This is a genomic window from Marinobacter xestospongiae, assembly GCF_023156385.1.
GTDB classification, from domain to species: domain Bacteria; phylum Pseudomonadota; class Gammaproteobacteria; order Pseudomonadales; family Oleiphilaceae; genus Marinobacter; species Marinobacter xestospongiae.
The window spans coordinates 144,611-169,030 of record NZ_JAKZAK010000005.1 but is presented as its reverse complement, the minus strand read 5'-3'; the positions used below and the strand labels follow the sequence as shown (position 1 = coordinate 169,030).

16 protein-coding genes are annotated in these 24,420 nt (G+C 63.5%); 5 read left to right on the top strand and 11 right to left on the bottom strand.

Translation table 11 applies throughout. The features are described from left to right. Positions 1-15: 15 nt before the first annotated feature. The 7 genes from gspK to gspE form a co-directional block, all read right to left on the bottom strand. Positions 16-1,014, bottom strand: a complete 999-nt coding sequence (gene gspK / locus MLD24_RS05170; protein WP_248164814.1) for a type II secretion system minor pseudopilin GspK — start codon at positions 1,012-1,014, stop codon at positions 16-18. Further along, positions 1,011-1,772 (bottom strand): type II secretion system minor pseudopilin GspJ, encoded by a 762-nt coding sequence (gene gspJ, locus MLD24_RS05165; protein ID WP_248164811.1) that lies wholly within the window; start codon positions 1,770-1,772, stop codon positions 1,011-1,013. Before gspJ ends, gspK begins: the two co-directional genes overlap by 4 nt. Then, the gene (gene gspI / locus MLD24_RS05160) at positions 1,772-2,173 is read right to left on the bottom strand and encodes a type II secretion system minor pseudopilin GspI (RefSeq protein WP_248164808.1); all 402 of its coding nucleotides are present in this window, start codon (positions 2,171-2,173) and stop codon (positions 1,772-1,774) included. The genes gspJ and gspI overlap by 1 nt, the downstream gene beginning before the upstream one ends. Further along, a complete protein-coding gene (gene gspH / locus MLD24_RS05155; protein ID WP_282450460.1) occupies positions 2,173-2,754 on the bottom strand; it encodes a type II secretion system minor pseudopilin GspH in 582 nt (193 codons plus the stop codon). Before gspH ends, gspI begins: the two co-directional genes overlap by 1 nt. Positions 2,755-2,772: 18 nt before the next feature. Next, positions 2,773-3,225, bottom strand: a complete 453-nt coding sequence (gene gspG, locus MLD24_RS05150) for a type II secretion system major pseudopilin GspG (protein WP_227175729.1) — start codon at positions 3,223-3,225, stop codon at positions 2,773-2,775. Between the two features lie 68 nt (positions 3,226-3,293). Further along, complete coding sequence (gspF, locus tag MLD24_RS05145) at positions 3,294-4,505, bottom strand: type II secretion system inner membrane protein GspF (RefSeq protein WP_227175728.1); 1,212 nt, start codon at positions 4,503-4,505, stop codon at positions 3,294-3,296. Positions 4,506-4,511: 6 nt separating this feature from the next. Continuing rightward, positions 4,512-6,014: a type II secretion system ATPase GspE gene (gene gspE / locus MLD24_RS05140; protein WP_248164792.1), complete on the bottom strand. Its 1,503-nt coding sequence runs from the start codon at positions 6,012-6,014 to the stop codon at positions 4,512-4,514. A gap of 285 nt (positions 6,015-6,299) precedes the next feature. Here gspE and MLD24_RS05135 point away from each other — a divergent pair, with 285 nt between their 5' ends. Both MLD24_RS05135 and MLD24_RS05130 read left to right on the top strand, forming a co-directional pair. Beyond that, a complete protein-coding gene (locus MLD24_RS05135; protein ID WP_227175726.1) occupies positions 6,300-6,965 on the top strand; it encodes a type II secretion system protein N in 666 nt (221 codons plus the stop codon). Between the two features lie 9 nt (positions 6,966-6,974). Next, a complete protein-coding gene (locus MLD24_RS05130; RefSeq protein WP_248164788.1) occupies positions 6,975-7,631 on the top strand; it encodes a transglutaminase-like cysteine peptidase in 657 nt (218 codons plus the stop codon). Here the strand turns inward: MLD24_RS05130 and recD are convergent. The 3 genes from recD to recC are packed head-to-tail and all read right to left on the bottom strand — an operon-like array spanning position 7,582 to position 17,107. Next, on the bottom strand, positions 7,582-9,792 hold the full coding sequence (gene recD / locus MLD24_RS05125; protein WP_248164785.1) for an exodeoxyribonuclease V subunit alpha: 2,211 nt from the start codon (positions 9,790-9,792) through the stop codon (positions 7,582-7,584). The two genes, MLD24_RS05130 and recD, sit on opposite strands and share 50 nt — an antisense overlap. Further along, the gene (gene recB / locus MLD24_RS05120; RefSeq protein WP_248164782.1) at positions 9,789-13,526 is read right to left on the bottom strand and encodes an exodeoxyribonuclease V subunit beta; all 3,738 of its coding nucleotides are present in this window, start codon (positions 13,524-13,526) and stop codon (positions 9,789-9,791) included. Before recB ends, recD begins: the two co-directional genes overlap by 4 nt. After that, positions 13,523-17,107 carry an exodeoxyribonuclease V subunit gamma gene (recC, locus tag MLD24_RS05115; RefSeq protein ID WP_248164780.1) on the bottom strand — a complete coding sequence of 1,195 codons (3,585 nt, stop codon included), beginning with the start codon at positions 17,105-17,107 and terminating at the stop codon, positions 13,523-13,525. Before recC ends, recB begins: the two co-directional genes overlap by 4 nt. A gap of 177 nt (positions 17,108-17,284) precedes the next feature. Between recC and MLD24_RS05110 the strand changes: the two genes are divergently transcribed. The 3 genes from MLD24_RS05110 to MLD24_RS05100 are packed head-to-tail and all read left to right on the top strand — an operon-like array spanning position 17,285 to position 22,058. Continuing rightward, positions 17,285-18,898, top strand: coding sequence for an FAD-binding oxidoreductase (locus tag MLD24_RS05110; protein WP_248164777.1), 1,614 nt, complete (start codon positions 17,285-17,287; stop codon positions 18,896-18,898). Next, a complete protein-coding gene (locus MLD24_RS05105; protein ID WP_248164775.1) occupies positions 18,895-20,499 on the top strand; it encodes a glycerol-3-phosphate dehydrogenase/oxidase in 1,605 nt (534 codons plus the stop codon). The genes MLD24_RS05110 and MLD24_RS05105 overlap by 4 nt, the downstream gene beginning before the upstream one ends. Then, positions 20,496-22,058, top strand: a complete 1,563-nt coding sequence (locus tag MLD24_RS05100; protein WP_248164772.1) for an FGGY-family carbohydrate kinase — start codon at positions 20,496-20,498, stop codon at positions 22,056-22,058. Before MLD24_RS05105 ends, MLD24_RS05100 begins: the two co-directional genes overlap by 4 nt. Here MLD24_RS05100 and MLD24_RS05095 read toward each other — a convergent pair. Next, on the bottom strand, positions 22,039-24,147 hold the full coding sequence (locus tag MLD24_RS05095; protein WP_248164769.1) for a putative bifunctional diguanylate cyclase/phosphodiesterase: 2,109 nt from the start codon (positions 24,145-24,147) through the stop codon (positions 22,039-22,041). The genes MLD24_RS05100 and MLD24_RS05095 overlap by 20 nt on opposite strands. Positions 24,148-24,420: the final 273 nt, after the last annotated feature.

The following is a 24,420-nucleotide window of genomic DNA, read 5'->3' as shown; positions in this document are numbered from 1 at the left end:
CCGCTGCACGGTGTGTTATCCGCCGTCCGGTACGGTGAACGGCTCTTTTGTGATTCGGTTTTTCTGGCCACTGTCACGGCGAACCACCTGCATTCTGCCATCCGGGCCACGATAGAGTGTGCTGACCAGATTGACTTCCCGGTCATCGTAAGTGATCCGCGCCGCAACGTCGAAGAAACGGGTGGTGAGGCCCAGACCGTCCGATTTCAGCCCCATCCCGGCAAATTCATCCAAGGCGAGGAAGTTCTTGATGTCCTCGAACCTTTCTTCTTCCACTCTGGCAAGAATAGCCTCCGCCTGGGCCTGCGTCAGGCGCTCATCAAGCGACTGCAGCACCGGCGCCGTTGCCAGATTGACATTGATACCCAACCCGCTCACCGGCAACGCCGTCACATGGGGCCGGAGTTTACGGTAGTACTCTTCGGTCATGCCATCGATCAGCCGCAATTCGCTGACATTGGTAAAGGGCTGATTTGCCGCCCGATACGATGGACTTGCCACCAGATAATGACCGTCTTCCGCACCGCGGGCGGAGACGGTCTGATCGTTGCTGTCGATCCAGTCCACCAGAGCATCCACCGATACGTTGCGGATATCCAGCACCTGCAACAGCCGCTCCAATCGCTTACGGGTGAGGTCATTGACCTGCTCACCGCCCTCAACCAGATCGTTCAGGTTGATACGACCGCCAAGGTCATCGATCTGCACTTCCACCAGACCAATATCGTCCACCGGTAAAATCGCAGAATGCTTGGCCCAGACCTCGTCCGGCGAGTCCACCAACAGGTTGTCTTCCTTGTCCTGCTCGTAGTCCCTGTACAGAATCTGCTTGGCGAACTCTTCCGCCCCCAGGGCAATACTGAACCCCTGGTTCTGGGCAAGGTAATGGGTCGCCCGATACACCCGCACACTCTGTTTCTGGGTCATGCCCGCCGCCAGCATCACCACCAACGCCATCGCCAGCAGCACCATGATCAGGGCCATGCCCCGCTGGGATCGACGGTTCAGGCTCATTGCGCCCCCTCGGCGGCTGCACCGTCATCGCCCCGGCCGTCGTCGTCACCGTCGTCATCATCGCCGGAGGACTGGCTATCGCGGATAAAGCGCTGCACCGCCACCTGATCAAACTCCGGCAGCACAAACAGGCGTTCAATGTCGCCAAAACGCTCGTGCTCCAGGCGAATGCGGATGGCGCGAGGCAGCGACAGCGCCGCCATCCCCGATGTCATGGCGTTGTTGAGCATCTCCTGGGTTGGCCAGGACTCGACCCAGTTGTTATTGCTGTCGAGAAACTCGAACTCCAGCTGTTTGACCTGTTCCAGCAGCAACTGGTCGCGGCTGTTGTCTTCCTGGCCCAGGTCAACCGTCAGCCAGAATCGCCGCCGCAACTCCTCACCGGTGTATTCATAGGCCACCCGCTGCAACTCCGAGCGCCGGGTACCCAGCGGGTTACGCCAGCCCTGGCGGGTCAGAATCAGATCAAATTGCTCGTTGCGGCTGGTCAGCGCCGGTTCGGTGTCGCCGTAGATGTTGCGACTGGTCCGATTGACCGCCTGGGTGATGTCCCGCTCCATCAGCAGCAGGGCACGCTGCAGACCATCAAACTCGTCCGCCACCGCATCCACCCGATCACGAGAGGTAATGACGCCGGACAGCACCTGCCAGATGCCAAGGCCGATCACCGCCGTGATCGACACCGCAATCAGCACTTCCATCAGGGTAAAGCCGCCCTGCCCGGGCTGACGCGGCCGTGGCGATTGCACAATGGCCATTACTGCGGCTCCCAGAGGAATCCGGACAGGGTATGCACGGAGCGGAAATCGTTCTCGATCTGGTTGAAGCGGGACACCGTTATGTCAACCCGACGGATACTCGGCTCAGCGGTACCCTTGATCGCCGTCAGCACCTGCCAGCGATAGGGACCAAAATCCAGTTCGTCGGTGTTTTCCGACACCTCGGGAAAGCTTTCTTCCAGGCGCAGCTCATTCATGCGGTTGTCCGCCACCCAGGTTGCCAGGGTACGGTCGCGAACGGTTTCGTAACTGGAAATGTACTGACTGCCAACCTGGGAGGCTGCCGTGCCAATCAGCGCAAAGACCAGCAACGCCACCAGCACTTCAATCAGGGTGAAACCGGATACCCGCGGCCGGGACTGGGGTGGAGACGGTCCCATCAAAGTTCGTCCTCATCACCCGGTGCCCGCCAGTCGAGGCCATTGAGGCCATCGGACTCAATGCGGTGACGGTGGTCGGTGTCGCTCCCCAGGGTGAACTCGGCCTCGAACGGGGTGGTTTCTCCGCTGGAGAAAAACACCAGGTCGGGCCTCAGTTTGTCTTCGTCGCTGGCAAGCCTGGGGGCATCGCCTTCCGCCTGCAGGGTGGCCACCAGCCACTCAGGCCACTGCCGGGGCCGGAACAGCCGCTCTGGCTGGCCGACCCACTCACCATTAAGGTCGTCGTAGAGGACAAAGCGGTAGCCCTCCTCTTCCATGACCAAACCCAGCTCCTGGTTGTTCAACACCGCCTGTTCGCTGGCGGTCTGCATCAGCAGGTACAGTTCCTGGACCTCATTTTTCAGCTCCCGCAACTGACTGCCACCGCCAAGATTCACGATGGCCAGCGCTGCCAGCAGGCCGACCACCACCAGCACCACCAGTATTTCAATCATGGTGAAGCCCCGAGCGCACGCCGAACGGGATACCGTCAGCTTTGCGCCAGACGGCTCGGCCGATTGTCCAGGCAGTGTCCGTACCATGCCAGGCGATCCAGAACCTTAGTCTTTACTGGCCCAGACGCTGATGTCAGCGGCATCGCCGTCACCACCTTCCTGGCCGTCGGAGCCGTAGGAGAACAGGTCATAGGGGCCTTCGACGCCCGGACTGATGTACTGATAGTCGTTACCCCAAGGGTCTTCCGGGGTGCTCTTGAGGTAACCATCCGGGTTCCAGTTCTTCGGCTCCGGGTTACCCGTGGGCTTGCTCACCAGTGCTTCCAGCCCCTGCTGGGTAGACGGGTAGTGGCTGTTGTCGAGGCGGTAGAGATCGAGCGCGTTGGCAATATTGCTCAACTGGGTCTCGGCGACGGTGACCTTGGCCTGGTCACTGCGGCCCATGATATTGGGCGCGACGATGGCCACCAGCAACCCGAGGATAACCATCACCACCATGATCTCGATGAGGGTAAAACCCGCCTGGGCGTGTCCTTTTGCTGTTACCTGTGTGTTCATTTTCCAAGTCTCTTTAGGTCGGATTGATGGGTTCTTCAGAAGGGTCCGGAGTCCCGATGATGACGGGACTAGCCCACCAGATTACTCATGTTGAGGATGGGCAGCATGATGGCCAATACGATGATCAACACCACCACCCCCATCACCAGCAGCATCATTGGCTCAAACAGGCCAACAATGGCGGCGATCTTCGCCTGCAGGGTGTTTTCCTGCATCCGTGCCGTCCGTTCCAGCATGCTGTCGAGCTCACCACTGGCCTCACCACTGGCGATCATGTGCAGCATCATCGGCGGGAAATAGCCGGTTTGGTCCAGCGACCGGTGCAGGGAGCCACCCTCGCTGACTTTCTGGGCGGCACCGCGCAGTTCCTGTCGCAGAAAATCGTTGGACAGCACCTCGCCGGCAATCCGCATGGCTTCCACCAGCGGCACGCCACTGGTGGTGAGAATGCTCAGGGTACTGGCGTACTGGGCGGTATTCACCCCCCGCACCATGCCAGACAGCAACGGCATGTTCAGCAGCGAGCGGTGAAAGCGCATCCGGGTTGCCGGCTTGCGCAGCGCCAGCCGGAACCCCACGAACGCCAACGCCAACGCCACCCCCAGGAACAGGCCATAACTGGACAGGAACTCGGACACCGTCAGCATCACCTGAGTCAACGCCGGCAGTTCCTGGCCCTGTTTGAGAAACACTTCGATGATGTCCGGCACCACGTAGGTCAGCAGGAACACCACGATGCCGATGGCGACAAAACTGAGGATGATCGGGTAGATCGCCGCCAACTGAATCTTCTGACGGGCCTCCTGACGGCTCTCAGTGTGATCCGCCAACCGGTTCAGCACCAGATCCAGGTGGCCCGCGTGCTCGCCGGCAGCAACGGTGGAGCGGTACAGCCGCGGAAACGCCCGGGGAAACTCGCCCAGGCTGTCCGCCAGAGAATAGCCCTCCATCACCTTGGCGCGGATGGCGATCATCATGCTTTTCAGGCGCGGTTTCTGGGATTGTTGGGCAGCGGCGTTCAGCGCCTGCTCAATAGGGATACCAGACTGGATCAGTGTTGCCAGCTGTCGCGTCACCAGGGCCAGATCCGCCGCACTGAGGCCACCCCGGCTGCTCAGGGGGTTGCTCTTGGTCTGCTTCTCGGTAGCCGGTGACACCTCCAGCGGCGCCATGCCTTTTTCGCGCAGTTGCTGACGTACCGCGCGGGCACTGTCTGCCTCCAGCACGCCCTGTTTCTGCTTGCCACGGGCATCGAGTGCCTTGTAATCGAATGCTGGCATGGGTCATCAGCTCCGATGGGTCACACGAAGTACCTCTTCCACCGAGGTCACGCCGCGGAGAATCTTGTCGACACCATCGGCATGAATACTGGGGCTGTTTCTGCGGGCTTCGCGCTCCAGGTCGAGTTCGCCGGCGCGCTTGTGGATCAGGCCGCGGATTTCCTCGGTGACTTCCACCACCTCGTAGATACCAATCCGGCCCCGATAACCCAACTGATTGCAGTGCTCGCAGCCTTTGGGCCGATAGATGGTGGGCGGATTCGCCGGGTCCTGCTGCATGAACTCACAATGCTCGGCGGTGGCCACCGTGGGCTCTTTGCAGTCACACAGCACCCGCACCAGGCGCTGGGCGACAATGCCCACCAGACTTGAGGAAATCAGGAACGGCTCAATGCCCATATCCATCAACCGGGTGATGGCGCCAACGGCGGTGTTGGTATGCAACGTCGACAGCACCATGTGACCGGTCAAACTGGCCTGCACGGAGATCTCGGCGGTTTCCAGGTCACGGATCTCACCGATCATCACCACATCCGGGTCCTGACGGAGGATTGCCCGCAGGCCGCGGGCGAAGGTCATGTCCACCTTCTGGTTGACCTGAGTCTGGCCGATACCGGGCAGGTTGTATTCGATGGGGTCTTCCACCGTAAGAATGTTGCGGCTGCGGTCGTTGATCTCCAGCAGCGAGGCATACAGGCTGGTGGATTTACCGGAACCGGTCGGCCCAGTCACCAGCATGATGCCGTAAGGTCGGTAAATGAGCTTTCGCAGGGTCTGCAAGTCGCCAGCTGCCATCCCCAGGGATTCCAGCTTGATGTTGCCCGCCTGCTTGTCGAGCAGACGCAGAACCACCCGCTCGCCGTTGGCCGATGGCATGGTCGACACCCGCAGATCCACCTCTCGGCCGGCGACCCGCAGGGCGATACGGCCATCCTGGGGCACCCGTTTCTCGGCAATGTCCATTTTCGACATGACCTTGATCCGGGAAACCAGCAGCGGCGCCAGGGCCCGCTTGGGCTGGACCACTTCCCGCAGTACGCCATCCACCCGGAAACGCACCACCAGCCGTTTCTCATAGGTCTCGATGTGCACGTCCGAGGCGTTGGTCTTGACCGCCTCGGTAAGGATGGCATTGATCAGGCGGATGATCGGCGCGTCGTCTTCCTGCTCCAGCAGGTCTTCCGTTTCCGGCACAGAATCGGCCAGCGAAGCCAGATCCATGTCGTCGCCGATGCCTTCCACCATCTGCATGGCTTCGGCAGAATCGTTCTGGTAGGCGGCGTTCAGGGCGGCATCGAAGCGATCCGACTCGATGGGCTGAAAACGGGCGGAACCACCGCTGATGCGGTTGGCTTCGGCAATCGCGGAGTGGACGGCATCCGGTCGCACCAGAATCAGCGGCGCGCCCTGATCGTCCCGTGTCAGGATAACGCCATTGCGTTTGGCGAAGGCAAAGGGAAGACGACCCAAAGGTTCCTCGTGGACCGGATCGGCAAGATCAGTGTTCAAGATGTTCCTCGCTGCCTGTAGAAAACGTCCCCATTCAACGGCTCCCTGGAAGTTTTCCTTTCGATTCAATTAATTCAGAAAGGCTAACACAGGTTATGGAACCGCTGAATAACTCTATACACTATACTGCGAATTGGTGACCCTGGGATTAAATCTCTGGCATGTCTGTCACACTCTACGGAGTGCCCGCACGGAGCGGGACGCCAACGCCCGGGATTGCTGTTTAAGGAGACCAGCTCACCCGTTGGCCACGGCCACCCATGTGCAAACCGGATAAGGATACCAATGTCTGCTCTTTCATCCCGCCTGCCACTTCTGCTGACGTTGCTACTGGCCATTGCCATGGTGGCCGCCCTCGGCTGGCAGGGCTACCAAACTTGGCAACAGGAGCAGCAGCCGCTGAGCACGGCGGCGGGCGCCCCGGTCGCCAGCGAACCGGTCAGCCAGATCCCTGATATCAGTGTGGCAGAGATCGAGCTGTTTGGCAGCGCCAATCCCGCCGCCCAGCCCCGGGAGCAGGAAACGGAGAACCTGCCTGACACCAATCTGCGCCTGGTGCTTCGCGGTGTGATGGCAGCCGACGGCGACTTCCCCGGCAGCGCCCTGATCGAAGACGCCAGCGGCGATACCGACGCTTACCTGGTGGGCAGCGAACTGCCCGGCAACGTTACCTTGCGATCGGTACACCCCAACCGGGTCATCATTGATCGTTCCGGCCGGCTGGAGAACCTCAAGTTTCCCGAACTGACCGAGAGCGAAGGCCTGGACGTTACCGCCTCCGACAACGGCGACAGCCAGGACTCAGCACCGACAAGCAGCTACCCTACAGCCAGTGGGCCATCATCATCTCCACCGGTGGTGACCACGCCGGCAGCATCGGAACAGCGGCGAACAGAGATCCGCCAGCGTCTGGAAGAACTTCGCCAACGGCTGCGTAACAACAGCAACTGAGGTCACGCCATGGGGACAGGGATCAGGCCAACAGCCAGTCGTACCGCCCTGCTCCCCGTGCTTGTCCTGGTCTCCAGCGTGGCGGCCTTCGAGGTCAGCAACCGGGTTCTGGAATACGTCCAGCAGGAATTCGGCGACGAGGCCCGGGGCCGCCTGGAAACCTGGCAGGGACTACAGGACATGGCCCAGTCCGGCTCGGTTGAGCGCCAGCTCAAGCTGGTCAACTCCTTCTTCAACCGGGTCCGTTTCGTCAACGACATCAAGCACTGGGGCGAGGAGGACTACTGGGCCACCCCCATCGAGATGCTGGCGACCAACGGCGGCGACTGTGAAGACTTCTCCATCGCCAAGTACCTCACCCTCAAATCCATGGGGGTGCCAGACGACCAGCTCCGCATCACCTACGTCAAGGCTCTTGAACTGAACCAGGCCCATATGGTGCTGGCCTGGTACCCGACCCCGGATGCCGATCCGATGATTCTCGACAACCTGATCAACGACATCCGGCCGGCTTCCCAGCGGCCCGACCTGGAGCCGGTCTACAGCTTCAACGGTGAAGGCCTTTGGCTGAACCGTATGGGCGGCGACAACCAGCGCATCGGCGACGCCGGCCGCCTCAGTCGCTGGCAGGACCTGAACGAACGTCTGTTAGACTCGATGCGCTGAGCAGCCACTCACCCAACCCGGAGGTGCGGGTTACCCGGCGCTCAAGGGCCTCGGCCAGCACCTGCTGATCCGGCAGCAACAGGCTGAACCAACTGCGGGCCCGGGTGATGCCGGTGTAGACCAGCTCCCGGGTCAATACCGGGTTGAGCCGGTCGGGCAACACCAGGCAGGTGTGCTCAAACTCCGAGCCCTGGGACTTGTGCACCGTCATCGCAAACACGGTTTCCACCTCCTGCAGACGGCTTGGCAGCACCCAGCGAACGCCGCCATCCATCGCCGGAAACGCCACCCGGGTGACCAGGTGAGCCGGATCGACCCGTTCCTGGCCCGCAACCCACTGCCGTGCTGGCAGTTCCAGGGCAATACCGATATCCCCGTTCATCAGCCCCAGGCTGTAATCGTTGCGGGTGACCAGTACCGGCCGGCCGGGGAACCAGCCTTCCGCGGAACGAATCAACCCGGCCTGGCGCAGGCCATTGGCAATCAACGGGTTGAGCCCCTCCACCCCGAAAGGGCCCCGCCGCAGCGCGCACAGCAGCTGGAAACGACCATACGCCGCCAGCACGCCGGCAGCCCAATCATCCCAGGCGGTGATTCCCGCCTCAGCCGCCGGCTGTTGGTCGCGCATGACCTCCAGGTAGTGGCGGTAGCCATCCGGTGGCGGCATCGGCTGATCGCGCTGTCGCCGCCCCTGGCCGTCGTTGGGAAACTGCTCGGCACCGCCATTGATGCAGTGCCGTGCCATCCTTTCGTCAGTGTCCTGGCCCAGGGGCACCCACGCCAGGTCGGCATAGCCAGCATCCAGTATGCGTCGGGCCTGAGCCATGGCGGGGCTGCCCGGTTCCGGGTCATTCACCACCCGCGCCAGCTGGCCAATACCACTGGCGGCATCGAAGCGGTAACTGTGCCGCAACAGGGTAATGGCCTGATCCAGCCGGCAACCCGCGTCATCCACCAGTGAGTGGTCTACCCGATCCCCAGTCACCGCCTGCAACCAGGCCACGGTCGCCGGGGTGTAGTGGGCCTGCCGAGCCCGCTGACACAGCTCGCCCAGCACCGCCCCGGCATCCACCGACGCCAGCTGATCCTTGTCGCCGAGCAGAATCAGGCGACCGCCGGTAGGCAGTGCCTCCAGGGTGCGGGCCATCATTTCCAGATCCACCATGGAGGCCTCATCCACCACCAGCACATCCACCAACAGCGGGTTGTCGCGATGGTGCCGGAACTTGCGCGAACCGGGAATGCTGCCCAGCAACCGATGCAGCGTCGTCACCTCGGAGGGAATCGTCTCCCGCACCGCCTCGCCCTCGGGTAGCCCCGTCAGATCCAGACGTGACACCACGCCGGCAATGGATTCGTTGAGCCGGGCGGCGGCCTTGCCTGTTGGCGCCGCCAACCGGATGCGCAGGGCGCGACCGGCAGCGTTGCCATCCGCGCCGGCAATGGCTACGGCCTGCAGCGCCGCCAGCAGTTTGACGACGGTGGTGGTCTTGCCGGTGCCGGGACCGCCGGTAATGACACTGAAGCCCTGGCGGGCGGCATTGCCACAGGCTACCCGCTGCCAGTCTACCGCCGCCGCTGTACCCGGGAACAGCGCCGCAAGCGCCTGCGCCAGCACCCTGGCGCCGGAGCCGTTGGGGTCCGCCAGCGTCGCCAGCGGGCGAAGCCGGGTGGCCAACTGCTGGAATACCCCCTGCTCGTAATCCCAATAGCGTTTCAGGTACAGACGGCTGCCATGGTGCACCAGCGGTCGCTGGCCGTCGGCTTGGTCATCCACCGACACCAGCAATGGATGATCCAGCGCCTGGGCCCAGTCGCGGTCGCCAATGCCGGCCAGCAGCTCGGAAGGCAGCCAGTGTCGGTGGGGATTGTCATCGTCTTCCGGCGGCAGCGACAGGGCATCGTTGAAGCCCTCTCGGGCCATCAGGGCCAGATCCAGACAGACGTGACCACGGCCCAACTGGTGCGAGGTCAGGGCCGCTGCCAGTAACAGCAGGGGCGATGCCGGTTGACCTGCAGCACGGGCCTCATCGTCCAGGAAACGCGCCAGGGCTGAATCCAGGGGGCGTAGCCAACCCAGGGCTACCCACTGTTCCAGCACCGCCATCAGGGATTCGGTCTGGCCGAGGACAGCCCGGGCGTCAGTCCGCTGATCACTCATAGCAGGCTCTCCTGTCGCATGACGCCATCGGTGCTGGGCCTGGCCGGGCGGAACATCCGGTCCAGCGACTCGATCAGCAGCCGTGGTGGCCGCTCGGTAAACACCCCGCGGCTGCCAGACCGGTTCCCCCGCAGGAACAGGTAGACCGCGCCACCAATGTGGCGATCGTAATCGTAATCCGGCAACCGGAGTTGCAGCAGCCGATGCAGCGCCAGCAGGTACAGGGTGTACTGCAGGTCATAGCGTTTTTCCGCGACCGCCAGGGCCATCGCCTCCCGGGTGTAGGCGGTATCACCAACGCCAAGAACGTTGGACTTGTAGTCCGCCACATAGAAGCGGCCGTTGTACTCAAACACCAGATCGATGAAGCCCTTCAGCATGCCATTGAGGCGCAGGTGGTCCGCCGCCGGACGGCGTTGGCGAATGGTTGGCGCCGCCCCCTGCAAGGTGTGCTGCCGAACGGTCTGGTCCAGTTCGGCGGCGTCCACATCGTCACTGGCGAACCAGAATTCCATTTCCGGAATCGCGGTACCCAGGTCACTCAAGCGCACCTCGGAATCGTCACCGTCCACGGCGACCGGCAACGGCGATTGCAGCAGGTCAACCAGCCAGCGATCCAGGGGCTCGGCCCAGGCCTGCCAGTCGCGGGCCTGGCAACGGCGATCAATCATCTGGCGGCGGCCCTCATCATCAGCCACGGCATTGGCAAACCCTTCCCGGGCACACCACTCCAGCAGCCCGTGGAGGAAGGTGCCGGGGCCGGCCCCCCGATAGAATCCGTGCAGCCGGTCGGTGTCCGCCCGGGGCTGGCGGATCGGTGGCGGCAGCGTCTGGTTCTCCGGCTCGGCATCTTCACGCAGGCGCTCGGCCTGGGGGGTTTCCGATTCCGGCAACGGTGGCAACCGGTCATCACCCGGGCGCTCACCGGCGCGGTAGCGGATGGCGGAATAGGAGGCAATCCACCAGTCTTCCCGGGCCAGTCGGGTGGGATGTCGCGGCGGCCCCAGAGGTGATGGCGGTGGTGGTTGGTAATGGTCGTTGGCGATGGCCGGCAGTGCGCCCACGGCCATCTCCGGGCAGTCCCGGGCCATGGCGTTTAAGGCGGCGGCCAGATCCCCGCCCGCCGCTTGCCCCGCCAGGTAGGCCAGCGCAGAACGATTCTCTTCGCCCTTCAATGCCGGCGCGCCGACCCAGGTGGCGTGACGTGCCCGAGTCAGGGCGACGTAGAGTTTGCGGATGTCTTCCCCCAGACGCTCCTGGTCCACCCGCTGCAACAGCTCATCGTCGACATCGAACGACAACTGGCGACGGCCCTGGTCATCGTGCCACTGCAGCGGCAGGCGATCGCCCTTGGCGGGCCGACAGGCGGTGGCAAACGGCAGGAACACCAGCGGATATTCCAGCCCCTTGGACTTGTGCACGGTCACCACCTGTACCAGATCGGCATCGCTCTCCAGCCGTACCTGCAAGGCCTCGGCCCGGCGTTGGCGGCCCGCCAGCATCTCGCTGTAGCGGCGGATCAGCGACTGCTCGCCATCCACCTGCTGGCTTTCCTGCTGCAGCAGTTCCGCCAGATGCAGCACGTCTGTCAACACCCGTTCACCTTCCGCTCTGGCCAGCCATCTCGCCGGCACACCGAACCGGCTCAACAGACGCCGCAGCATTGGCAATACGCCCTGGCGACGCCAGATCCGGTGCAGCTCACGAAAGTGTTCAATCTCCGCCTCCCACGCCAGCTCGTTGTTGCGCAACTGGTCCAGGGTGGCCCACGGCAGATCCAGGGTGGCGGTGGCCAGGGCCGCCCGCACCAGTGCATCCCGTTCCGGCTCAGCACAGGCTTCCAGCCAGTACAGCAGATCCCGCGCCTGGGGCGTCTCCAGCACCGACGCCCGATCCGACAGGTAGACGCTCTTGACCCCACGAGCGTCCAGGGCGTCGCGCACCAGGGTGGCCTCGCGGCCGGTATTGACCAGCACCGCCATGTCCGAGGAACACAGGGGAATCAGGGCGTCGTTCTCGGACCGAAAGCCCGCCCGGCCCTGGCGGCCCAGGTTGAGCAGGCGCACCATTTCCGAGGCACAGGCTTCAGCGGTCTCGGCCAGGGCATCGCCCTTGTTGTCGCCGCCGTCCCGGGTCCAGAACGTCATTGCCGGGGCAGGTTTTCCGTCAATTTCCAGGACTTCGTCCCGCCCCCGGGCGGTTACCGGCAGGAACGGGACCGGATTACTGTCACCCTGGCGGAACAGGAAGGCGCCTCGGGGATGCTGGGCTTCGGCGTAATCAAAAACCCGATTGGCCGCCGTCACCATTGCCACCGCGGAGCGGAAGTTCCTGGGCAGGGTGACATGGCGCCCTGCCGTCGCCTGCCGCGCCCGCAGGTAAGTGAAGATATCGGCGCCACGGAAGGCATAGATCGCCTGCTTGGGGTCACCAATCATCAGGAATCCGGTTTCCGGATGGTTGTCCGCAATCCGGTAGACGGCATCGAAAATGCGATACTGCACCGGGTCGGTGTCCTGGAACTCGTCAATCATCGCCAACGGAAACTGGCGCCGGATGGTCTCGGCCAGCCGTGCGCCGCCCTCACCCTGCAACGCCCGGTCCAGCCGGTGCAGCAGGTCGTCAAATCCCATCTCCGCCCGACGCTGCTTTTCCCGCTCAAGACGCCCGGCCACCCAGTGGCACGCATGCAACAGCAGTGACCGGGCCGGAATCGGCCGCTCCCGCACCTCAGCCAGCCGGCCGACCCGGCGCACCAGCTCGTGATCATCCGGCACCGGGCCCTGCTTCCAGGCATCCGCCAACCCGTCCGGCGTCAGCCGGTTCCAGGCCGCCTCGGTGAGCGCAGGCGGCACCAGCTCGCCCTGCCCGGCCCAGTCCTTGAGCTCGTCCAGCCATTTACCGACATTGGCCAGTCGCAGCTTGGTGCCATTAAAGGCCTTGGTTTTCTTTGCGTCTTCCAGCAGCGCCAGGAACCGGTCACAAACCTCTTCCAGTCCGGGACGCACGGCGTTGAACACCTCAAGGCGGGCCGCCACCTCCTTATCCAGCAGACTCTGGGGCCCATCCTCAATTTCGGGCAGCTGGTCCCGCAGGGGCAGCAATCCCAGCAATTCGTTGGCGAGGTCATCGGGAGACGGCACCACCTGCAGCCACATGGCCGCAGACTCGGCGGACAACGCGTTCACAAAGCTGCGCCAGTAGTCCCTGGCCACCTCCGCCAGCAGCTCGCTCTGATCGGTCTCCAGGTTCTGGTTAAACAGACCGCCACTGTCGAAGGCGTGCTCCTTGAGCATGCGGTTACACCAGCCATGGATGGTGTGCACTGACGCTTCATCCATCGCTTCCGCCGCCAGTTGCAGCCGCCGCGCCAGAGCCGGCCAGCGCTCCGGATCGGGGTAGCTGGCCCGGAGCTGATACAGCGGATCGGCCGACGGCTCTGCCTGCTCTGGCTGGCGAAATACATCCGCAGCCTCCGCCAGTCGGGCCCGAATCCGGTCGCGCAGTTCCTTGGTGGCGGCCTCGGTGAAGGTCACAACCAGCAGTTCCCGGGGCGTCAGCGGACGGCTTTCCGCAGGGCCTTCACCGTGGCCGAGCACCGCCCGCACGTACAACAGCGCGATGGTGAAGGTTTTACCTGTACCGGCGCTGGCCTCTATCAGCCGGCTGCCCGACAGCGGCAACGCCAGCGGGTCCAGCGCGGTGATCTTGGCAGTGGCAGGAGCCGTGCTCATGTGCGGCCCTCCGGCTGTTTGATGGCCTGCCAAAGGGGACGATACAGGGTCTCCGTCCAGCTCTGGAACTGACCGTCGGCCACCAGGGCATCAAAACTCGGGTAGGCGCGCTGCAACGCTGGCGAGCGCTCCACTTCCCCCGACTGGCCGAAACTGCCTTCGTAGGCGGCCCGGGCATCCGCCAGCGCCTTGTCATCGGATTTCTGTTGCCCGGTGAGCCAGGCGAACGCGGTCATTGGCGCCACCGGCAACGGCGCCTGCAACGACGCCAGCCACGCCCGAACCAGGGACTGCAGATAGTCGCGGGCCTCACTTGCCGCCATAGGCATCAGATTGATATCGCCAGCTTTGCTTAATAAACAGGTTGTTACCATTACATCTTCAAGTTGGTTCACAGACAGATGCTGCACCCAGGGCTGCAGGAAATGCTGCCAGCGATAGCGCTTGCGACGGTCCGTCAGGTTGGAGCTGGACAGCGTTACCCGGGCCCAGCTGTGATCATCCGCAGACCGCAGTCCCTGGACCCAGTCCTCCAGCGCCACGGTGACCTGGCCATCCGGCGTTGCCACCACGTAGCGCTCGGCAATGGGCTGCGGCTCGACGTCGTCAGGAAAACCCGCCAGCTGCTGATGGTAGCGCCGGTGAAGAGCCGGCAGGTCGGCCTGGATACGCTGGCGCAGCAGTTCGCCCACGCCACCGGCCGGGTAGTCACCACGGGCGGTCTGGCGGGCGATACAGGCCTCCAGCTGGGCGCTCAGCCAGGCCTCGGCCTCCGGCTCTGCCATGTCCGGCGGCAGGGGCTCAGCCACCACCTGCTGGATCAGCTCATTGCTCAGGGCCCAGTTACCAAGCCCATCCAACACGAAGGGTTCCTCATCCGGCGGCGCCTCCGCCAGCTCGCTGAAGTTCACCCCCAGCCGGTGGCGAAAGAAGCCATCCACCGGCGCCTTGAGGAATCGCCCCAGGGTGGCCAGGTCGATGGGGTCATCCAGCAGCCCCGGAGGCAGGCCCGGAGGCACCTCGTCGACCGCTTCTGCCTGCCCTTCCTCGCCGTGCGCCTGGTGCCATTCCCTGGCAAAGGTGAACAGACCAGCCTCGTCATCCCCCCCGGCAGGAAAGTAGCGGCGACTGAACGGCTGTAACGGATGCTCGGTGGTCAGCCTTGCACTCAGACCAGGTCCATCTTGGGGATGGCCTTCATCATCCTGCAACACCCGGATGGCATCCAGATGGTCCCGCAGCTGGGCCAGCAGGACCGACGGCGGCCGCTCGCTGTTGTCGTTGACACTGCGCCCCACCCAGCTCAGATACAGCCGCTCGCGGGCCGACAGCATGGCTTCCAGAAACAGGTAGCGGTCGTCCTCCCGCCGCGACCGGTCGCCGGGGCGGTAGTCCTCCGCCATCAGGTCGAAATCCATCGGCGGCTGGCTGCGGGGGTAATCGCCATCGTTCATTCCCAGCAAGCAGATATGGCGGAACGGGATCGCCCGCATCGGCATCAGAGTGGCGAAATTGACCTTGCCGGCCAGAAAGCGCTGGCTCAGACCGCCCTGCTCGAGGCCGCCAAGCCACACCTCACGGACGATGGCCAACGGCAACGGGGTATCCGTCAGGCCGGCATCGTCACAGGCGGTCACCCAGTCTTCCACCACCTGGTCCAGACGGCTGAACACCAGGGCGTCCTCTTCCTCCAGGTCCTCAAAAAACCGGCTCCGCAGATCGTGCAGCAGATGCGCCCAGGCTGACGGAGTGTGAGCCTCGGCCAACGCATGCCAAAGCCCGTCCAACTGCGCCAGCAGAGCATCAAGCTGGCCCGCCAGACGGCTCTCCAGGCCACCCACCTCGCCATAGGGCTCAATGCCCTGCCAGGCCTCGCCATCGCCGACGGCGTATCCCAGCAACATGCGCCGCAGGCCGAAACTCCAGGTGTTGTGGTCCATGCCCGCGGGCAGGTCCAGGGCCTGCCGCTGGCCGCCATCCAGCCCCCAGCGAATGTTGGCGCCGCGAATCCAGGCATGGAGCTGGGGCAGATCCGATTCCTGCAAGCCAAAACGGTGGCGCAGGGCCGGCACGTCCAGCAGATCCAGTATGTCGCTCACCCCGAGGCGGGCTTCCGGCAGCGACAGCAGCTGCTCCAGGGCAATCAGCGCCGGCAGTTGGTGGCGCTGACCCTGGTCAGAAATGGTAAACGGTACGAAGCGGTCGTCGTCCTGGGGCAGCTGGCCAAACACCGCCTGGATGTGGGGCGCGTAGGCGTCGATGTCCGGCACCATCACCAGCACATCCTGGGGTTTAAGGTCGGGATCGGCACTGAAGGCCGCCAGCAACTGGTCGTGAAGCACCTCCACTTCCCGCTGGGGACTGTGTGCGCAGTGAAACACGATGGAACCGTCCTGTGCCTGCTCTGGCGTCACCGAACGGGTGGCCTCATGGACCGGGCGGAGCTGAAAGATGTCGTCCTGCAGCTGCGCCAACAAGGTATTACCTGCGCTGTCGATGGGGCTTTCGAACAGATCGATGCGATCAAACCACTGGCGGTAACCGGTCTGGTCGTCGTACTCGTCGAGCAGCCGGATGTAATCCCGCCCCTGTTTGCCCCAGGCCGCCAGCAGCGGGTGGGCGTGCAGGTGCAGGTTGTGGTCGTCCAGCTGCGCCGGCATCCCCTGGCGCAGCTGACCCCGGTGGTGACGGGCCCGTAGCAGCTCGCGGTCTTCGATGATGTCGGCCCAGTAGAACTGGCAGGGATTGTGGATGCACAGCAGCACCTGGCTGCACTGCCCCAGACGGCTGAGCACCTCGAGGGTCTGCTGTGGCAACGAGGACACACCAAACACCACCAGCCGCGCGGGCACTCCGGCGGGTCGGGTGGCCGGGGTCAGCGACTCCGCGGCGGCCAGAAAACGGGTGTGGACGTCCGCCCGACTGACATCCAGCCCAGCGCTGAACTCAGCCTGATCGGCAATGTCAGCCATCAGACGGCGCCAGAGTTCCGGCTGCCAGCGCTGGTCGTCCGCCAGTTCCCGAACCTGCTGTCCCCGCACCAGGATTTCGTCGCGCCCCTGACGCCACAATTCCAGCCAGTCGGCGCGGTAGACCTGGTACTGGTCGAACAGATCCGCCACACGCTCGGCCAGCTGGAAACGCCGACGCTCCGGCTCGGCTCCGGCCAGGAAACGGCCCAGCGGTGCGAACACCGGCTCGTCTTTCAACACCGGCAACAGCCGGAACAGTCGCCAGGTGAGCTGGTCCTTGTCGTAGAACGAACGGGTGGCAACCGCATCTGGCCCCAATACGGCACGGTACACCTGCCACAGGAATCGCGAAGGCAGCAGAAAGTCCATCGCCGCCGCAATGCCCAGCCCTGGCAGCTGCGGGTCGTCCGGGTCCCGCGCCAGCGCCAGCTTGAGCCACTGGGCAATGCCGTTGGAGTGCACCAGAAACACTTCCTGCGCCAACGGTGCCAACGGGTAACGTCGCAGCACCTCCACCACCAAGGCCCGCAGGTCTTCGAGGCGGTTGGCATGGATCACCTGAAAACCTGTGGGAACGTCCGGCGCGGCGGGACGGGATGGTTCGAGCATGGAGATACCTGTGGCAGGGTGACGCAAAAGGCCAGTGGGGTTGTCGCGATTCGATAATGTGTCCCCTGAGAATACCTTTACAATCCCTGCTATCCAATCTTTTCCCCGGGAATCCGTGCCTTGCCGTTATGACAGACACGGGAGCCAGCAGCAAAGCCAACCACGGAGTCACCGAACATGAGACGATGGAACGGATGGGGCGACGATCAGTTCAGCCTGGAGCTGCCCGCACAGGGCACCGACTTTCTCTCACAGCGCATTGGCGCTGCCGAGCCACTGACGGACGCCGACCTGGCCTCGGTCTGCCAGCAGGTGCCGGACAGCCACCTGCCCGACCATCCACTGGTAGCCACCGACGCCGACATCCGGGTCCGCCATGCCCGCGGCCAGAGCCTGCCGGACTGGCTGGCCATGCGCAGTGGCGACTTCGGACGCTTTCCCGATGGCGTCGCCTGCCCAACCAGCCCCGAGGACGTCCGCAGCCTGTTGGCCTACGCCGACCAGCACGATATCGATGTGATCCCCTATGGTGGCGGCACCAGCGTCGCTGGCCACATCAACCCCCAAGCGGGCAAACGCCCGGTGTTGACCATCAGTCTGGCACAGATGGACCGCCTGCTGGATCTGGACCCTGACAGCCAGATTGCTACATTCGGTGCCGGCACCCCGGGCCCCCTGGTGGAATCCCAGCTTCGGGCCAAGGGCTACACCCTCGGCCACTTCCCGCAGTCGTTCGAGCTGTCCACCATCGGCGGCTGGGTTGCCAGCCGGTCCAGTGGCCAGCAGTCCCTGCGTTACGGGCGCATTGAACAGCTGTTTGCCGGCGGCTCAGTGGAGACGCTGCAAGGCACCCTGTCACTGCCCACCCTGCCCGCCTCCAGTGCCGGCCCGGACATCCGCGAAATGGTGCTGGGATCGGAGGGCCGACTGGGCATCATCACCGAGGTGAAGGTGCGGGTGACGCCGCTGCCGGCGCAGGAAAGCTTCCATGTGGTGTTCTTCCCCAGCTGGGAACAGGCCCGGACCGCCGCCCGCAGCCTGGTACAGAACCGCACCCAGCTGTCGATGCTGCGGCTGAGTAACGCCACCGAGACCGAAACCCAGCTGGCTTTGGCCGGTCATCCGACCCAGATACGCATGCTGGAATCGTTTCTGTCTTTCCGTGGTGCCCGCGACGGCAAATGCATGATGACCTTCGGCCTCACCGGCACCCGTCCCCAGTGCCGCACCGCGCTGAAGGAAACCCGGCGGATCTGCGGCGAGCATGAGGGCGTTTACACCGGTACCTACCTGGGCGGCAAATGGGCTGAAAAACGCTTCACCATGCCTTACCTGCGAGAGGCACTGTGGCAGATGGGGTACGCCGTCGATACCCTGGAAACCGCCACCGACTGGGACAACGTCGACCACCTGCTGGCGACCATTGAGAACAACCTGCGCGGCGGCCTGGCAGAGTTGGGCGAACGGGTTCATGTGTTCACCCATCTGTCCCACTTCTATCCTCAGGGCTGCAGCATCTACACCACCTACGTGTTCCGCACAGATACCGACTACGCCGGTACCCTGGCCCGCTGGCACGCCCTCAAGCACAGCACCTCCAAGCTGATCGTCGAGAATCGCGGCACCATCAGTCACCAGCACGGCGTTGGCAAAGACCACGCGCCTTACCTGCCGGTTGAAAAAGGGGCACTGGGGATGCGGGTAATCCGGGGGCTGTGTCACACCTTCGATCCGCAACAGCGGCTCAACCCGGGCACCCTGCTGGCCACCGATACGGACTCAGCGGAATGAACACTCAGCAACGTGCGGACTGGCTGTCGCGGTTTGCCAGCGACACCCCGGCCTACGATCTGATCGTCGTCGGCGGCGGCATTACCGGTGCCGGCATTGCCGCGGAGGCAGCCGGTAGCGGGCTCAAGGTGCTGTTGATCGAGCAACGGGACTTCGCCTGGGGCACCTCTTCGCGCTCGTCGAAGATGGTGCACGGTGGCCTGCGGTATCTCGGCAGCGGCCAGCTGGGGCTGACCCGGGATGCGGTCACTGAGCGCCAGCGCCTGATGGCGGAAGTACCCGGGCTGATCGAGCCGTTGCAGTTCATCATGCCCCATTACCGCCGCCAGTTCCCCGGTCCACGGCTGTTCGGCATGCTGCTGCGGGCCTACGACCGCATCGCAGGGGTGCGCTCCCGCCGTCGCCTCACACCGGCCGACACGCTGAACTGGGTGCCCGGGCTCAACCCGCAATCCCTGGTGGCCGCCAGCGGCTTCACCGACGCCGTGACCGACGATGCCCGCCTGGTGTTGCGGGTGATTGACGAGGCCCGCCTCGCCGGCGCCCACTGCCTCAACTACGTGCGCGCCGAACAGGTTTTACGGGATCAGGACGGCCGGGTGACCGGCCTGACCGTCCGCGATAACAGCGACAGCAGCAAGGACACCAGCGCCTTCACCATCTCGACACCGCTGGTGATCAGCGCCACTGGCGCCTGGGCGGGAGAGCTGCAACGGAACGACGGAACCCCTATGCGCATCCGCCCCCTGCGGGGCAGCCACCTGGTGGTGCCCTGGTCGCGCCTGCCGGTGACCTGTTCCGTATCGCTGTTGCACCCGCAGGACCGCCGCCCGGTGTTTGCCTTCCCGTGGCAGGGCGCCACCGTCCTGGGCACCACGGACCTGGATCACGAGACACCGCTTACCGAGGAGCCGGGCATCAGTCAGGCGGAAGTGGACTACCTGCTGCGGATCGTTGACGAACTGTTTCCCGGCCGGGCCATTGAGGAAGCGGACATCCTGTCCACCTGGGCCGGTGTGCGGCCGGTGGTCAGCCGTAGTGAAGGCAAATCCGCATCCCAGGAAAACCGTGAGCACGCCATCTGGGATCAGCAGGGCCTGGTCACCGTGGCCGGCGGCAAGCTCACCACTTTCCGGCTGATTGCCCGCGAGACGCTGCAACATGGCAAGAATTACCTGCCTTCCGTGCAGTGGCGCCCGGCCTCAGCCCCGCTGTTTCGCCCGGCCCCGACCCTGGCGCGACCGGATCACATCGGCCATCAGACCTGGCGCCGACTGACCGGCAGCTACGGCCCGGCCCTGGCCAGGGTTCTGGATGCCGGAGCAACAACCCACATTGCCGACACCGACACCCTGTGGTGCGAGCTGACCTGGGCTGCTGCTCAGGCCGACGTGGTCCACCTGGATGACCTGTTGCTGCGCCGCAGCCGGCTCGGCCAGATCCTGCCCGACGGTGCCCAGGCCTGGCTGCCGGCCATTCGTGAGCACTGCGCAGGCGCCCTGGGCTGGGATGACGACACCTGGAACGCCGAGGTCCAGCGCTACCTTGCGCTCTGGCGCAACGCCTACGCCCTGCCAGCGCAACGGAGCCAGACCTCATGAACCGCAACGATCCGCTCATTCTCGCGATCGACAACGGCACCCAAAGCGTGCGGGCACTGCTGTTTGATCTGGCGGGCAACCTGGTGGCCAAGGGCAAACAGGAGATCGAACCCTACTTTTCCCAGCAGCCCGGTTGGGCGGAGCAGCAACCCGAGTATTTCTGGGACAACCTCGGCAAGGCCTGCCAACGGCTGTGGGACAGCACCGAGGTGTCGCCCTCTCAAGTCGCCGGTGTCACCGTGACCACCCAGCGGGGCACCGTGGTCAACCTGGATCGCCAGGGCCAGCCCCTGAGACCGGCCATCATCTGGCTGGATCAGCGCCACGCCCGGGTCGACGGACCCGTGACCGGCCCCTGGGGCTGGCTGTTCAAACTGTTGAGACTGGAAGACACCATCGATCGCTTCCGGGAGAAAACCCAGGCCAACTGGATCGCCCAGAACCAGCCCGAAATCTGGCAGGATACGGCCCACTATCTGCTGCTCTCCGGCTACCTGAACTATCGGCTGACCGGCGAATTCCGGGATTCCATCGGCAGCCAGGTCGGCTATCTGCCGTTCGACTACAAGCGCCACACCTGGGCCGCCCCCCGGGACTTCAAATGGCAGACCATGCCAATCACCCAATCAATGCTGCCGGAACTGGTACCGCCGGGCACCCCCATTGGCCACCTGACACCGGAAGCGGGTTATCACCTGGGTGTACCGGTGGGGCTGCCGGTGGTGGCAGCGGCCTCCGACAAGGCCTGTGAGATTTTGGGCTCCGGCGGGCTGACCCCGGACATCGGCTGCATGAGTTACGGCACCACCGCCACCATCAACACCACCAGCCAGCGTTACGTCGAGCCCATCCGCTTCATGCCCCCTTACCCGTCGGCGTTGCCCGGGCACTATTCCACGGAAGTGATGATCTATCGCGGTTTCTGGATGGTGAGCTGGTTCAAGCGGGAGTTCGGGCTGCGGGAGCAGAAAATCGCCGAGCAGCAGGGCGTCGAGCCAGAGGCCCTGTTTGACGAACTGGTGCGCTCCGTTCCCGCCGGTTCCATGGGGCTGATGCTGCAACCCTACTGGTCTCCCGGTGTCCGCAATCCGGGGCCGGAAGCCAAGGGCTCCATCATCGGTTTCGGCGATGTCCACACCCGCGCCCACATCTATCGGGCGATACTGGAAGGGCTGGCCTACGCCCTGCGCGAGGGCAAGGAACGCATCGAGAAGCGCAGCGGTGTCGCGATTCGCCGCCTGCGGGTTGCCGGCGGCGGTTCCCAGAGTGATGCGGCCATGCAGTTGACGGCGGATGTGTTCGGCCTGCCCGCAGAGCGCCCCCACACCTACGAGACGTCCGGCCTCGGCGCCGCCATCGATGCGGCCGTGGGCCTGGGACTGCATCCGGATTTCGAGACCGCCGTTGCCGCAATGACCCGGGTCGGCGATGTGTTCGAGCCTGCCGCCGAAACCAGCCAGCTGTATGACCGGCTCTACCGCGAGGTCTATCTGGACATGTATCGCCAGCTCCAGCCCCTGTACCACCGAATCAAGGACATCACCGGTTACCCCCGGTGATACGTCCGGCATCCGGCCGGGCTGGCGTGTTTGACATCAGCCAGTCGCTGAACGCCGCCGCATCAAGGGCCCGGGAAAACAGATACCCCTGACCTTCCTGACAACCCATGCCGTTCAGCACATCCCGCTGGTGGTCGGTCTCCACCCCTTCGGCGATGACCTTCATCTGGAAATTGTCAGCGATCTCCATAATGGTGTGGGCCATATCGAATCGCGGCTGACTGGCCGCCGCGCCGCTGACAAAACTGCGGTCGATCTTGAGCCGGTCAATCGGCAGCCGGTTCAGGATACTGAGGGATGAATAGCCGGTCCCGAAATCGTCCATGGCAATGCTGATGCCGAAATCCCGAAGTTGCGTGAGTTTCTGGATGATACCGTCCACGTCGTCTGCAGCGATGGACTCGGTTAACTCGATCTCGACGTGCTGCCCTTTCAGTCCATGCTGCTGAACGTTACCAATCAAGTTCTCCACAAAATCCGCTTCCCGCAGCTGCATCAGTGACATATTGATGGCAACCCGGAAGTCATCCGCCACCTGCCCCTGCAGGCCGGCGCGCCAGCGCAGCGCGCCGCTGGTCACCCAGTCTCCCAGGGCGACCATCATGCCCGCCTGCTCCGCCAGCGGGATAAACTGATCCGGCGAGATGAACTGCCCCGGTTCGACCTCCCAGCGCAACAGGCACTCAGCTCCCACGGCGGCGCCGTCACGCAAACGGATAAAAGGCTGGAAATGCAGCTTCAGGTGCTCTCTTGAGAAGGCCGTTCGCAATCGGCTTAGCAGATGCATGCGATCACGGGCAGCGTCTGCCAGTTCGGTGGTAAACAGAACGGTTTTTCCGCGGTAGAAATGCTTGGCGTGTTTCAGCGCCACGCCGACGTTCTTGAGAATCTCGGTGGCGCAGCGAAACTCGCTCTTCAGGAGAATCAGGCCGCTGGTGGCAGAAATCCGCAGCGGTTCGTTCTGATGCAGCGTGAAAGGTTCGGCAAAGATGCCGGCGATGCGTTCCGGGGTCAGATCGCAGGCATTGCCGACCACGCCGAACACATCCCCACCCACCCGGGCAATGAAATCACTGTGATCGAGCTGAGACCGCATGCGTTGTACAACTGCTCGCAGGATGTCGTCGCCAAACGCCTCGTCCAGCACGCTGTTCATGTACGAAAAGTTATCCAGGTCCACCAGCACCACCGCCTGGGGCTGCAGCGCATTCAGGCTGATTCGCTGCTCGATCTCGGCGACAAACCCGTTGCGATTGGGCAGGCCAATCAGTGGGTCCTGGTAGGCGAGCTGCTCAATGGAGTGGTACAGCTGGAGGTTTTCGAAAGCGACCGCCACGTTGCTGCAAAACACCTCCAGCAGGCGTTGTTCTTCGGTGGAGAGGGCGTGGTCAAGATCCACATAAGCGGCAATAGCCTGACCGTCGGTGCCGGGAAAATAGACACAAAGCCCGGCCTGGAACAGGAGCTGCTTCTCCCTGAGAACCTGCTGGACCTGCTGACGCACCCCGGTGTCTGGCAAGTCCTCCAGCAAGCCCCCTTTGGCGTCGTGGAATCGCCCAGCGGCGGACACAATAAAAGCCTCGGCGCCCTTTGCTCCGGAACAGGAGACAACGAAGCCGGACCGCGGCTCTTTCAACAGGTCGCACAGCTGCCGGATCAAGCTTGCGGCGAATCGGTCCATATCCGACAGTCGCCCCAGTTCCGAAGCGGCCGCCAGAATCCGCTCCAGCCCATCCTGGTTGGCTTCGAGTTGCTTTATCTGGGAATAGGAGCGAATGGCGATCGCAATACTGGTAAACAACCGAACCCTGGTGAGTTCTGACTTGGTCTTGTAGTCGTTGATATCATACAGGCGTATAGTTTCGCTCTCGGGCGCAAAGCCCGGTTGCCCCGTACGCAAAATCAGCCGAATACTGTGGTTGTTTAAGGTGTTCCGTATCTCCTGAACCAACCCGAGACCGGCATCGTCGCTTTCCATGACGACATCAATCAGGGCGACGGAATAGTCTCCATCCTGCTTCAGGATCGCAAGTGCCTCAGATGCGGAATAGGCATCAATGACATCGAGTGAACGGCCCTCGACTGTCAATCCTTTGAGCGCCAACCTGGTCGCTGCATGAACATCGGGATCATCATCAACAACAAGTATCTTCCATGGCTTTGGCGTCCTAGTGTCTTCTGACTTTATTTCGTCAGCAAACACCATCAGATCATCGCCACTCTCTGCCATACCTCACTTCCTCGACGACCCTGATAACACACTGAAAAGCCTCAGACTAACACAGCACTACCCTTTTAAGCATAGGTCAATTGAACACCTTTACAAGGGCGCTGGCGGCCCGCTACGACGGCCGCACACCTG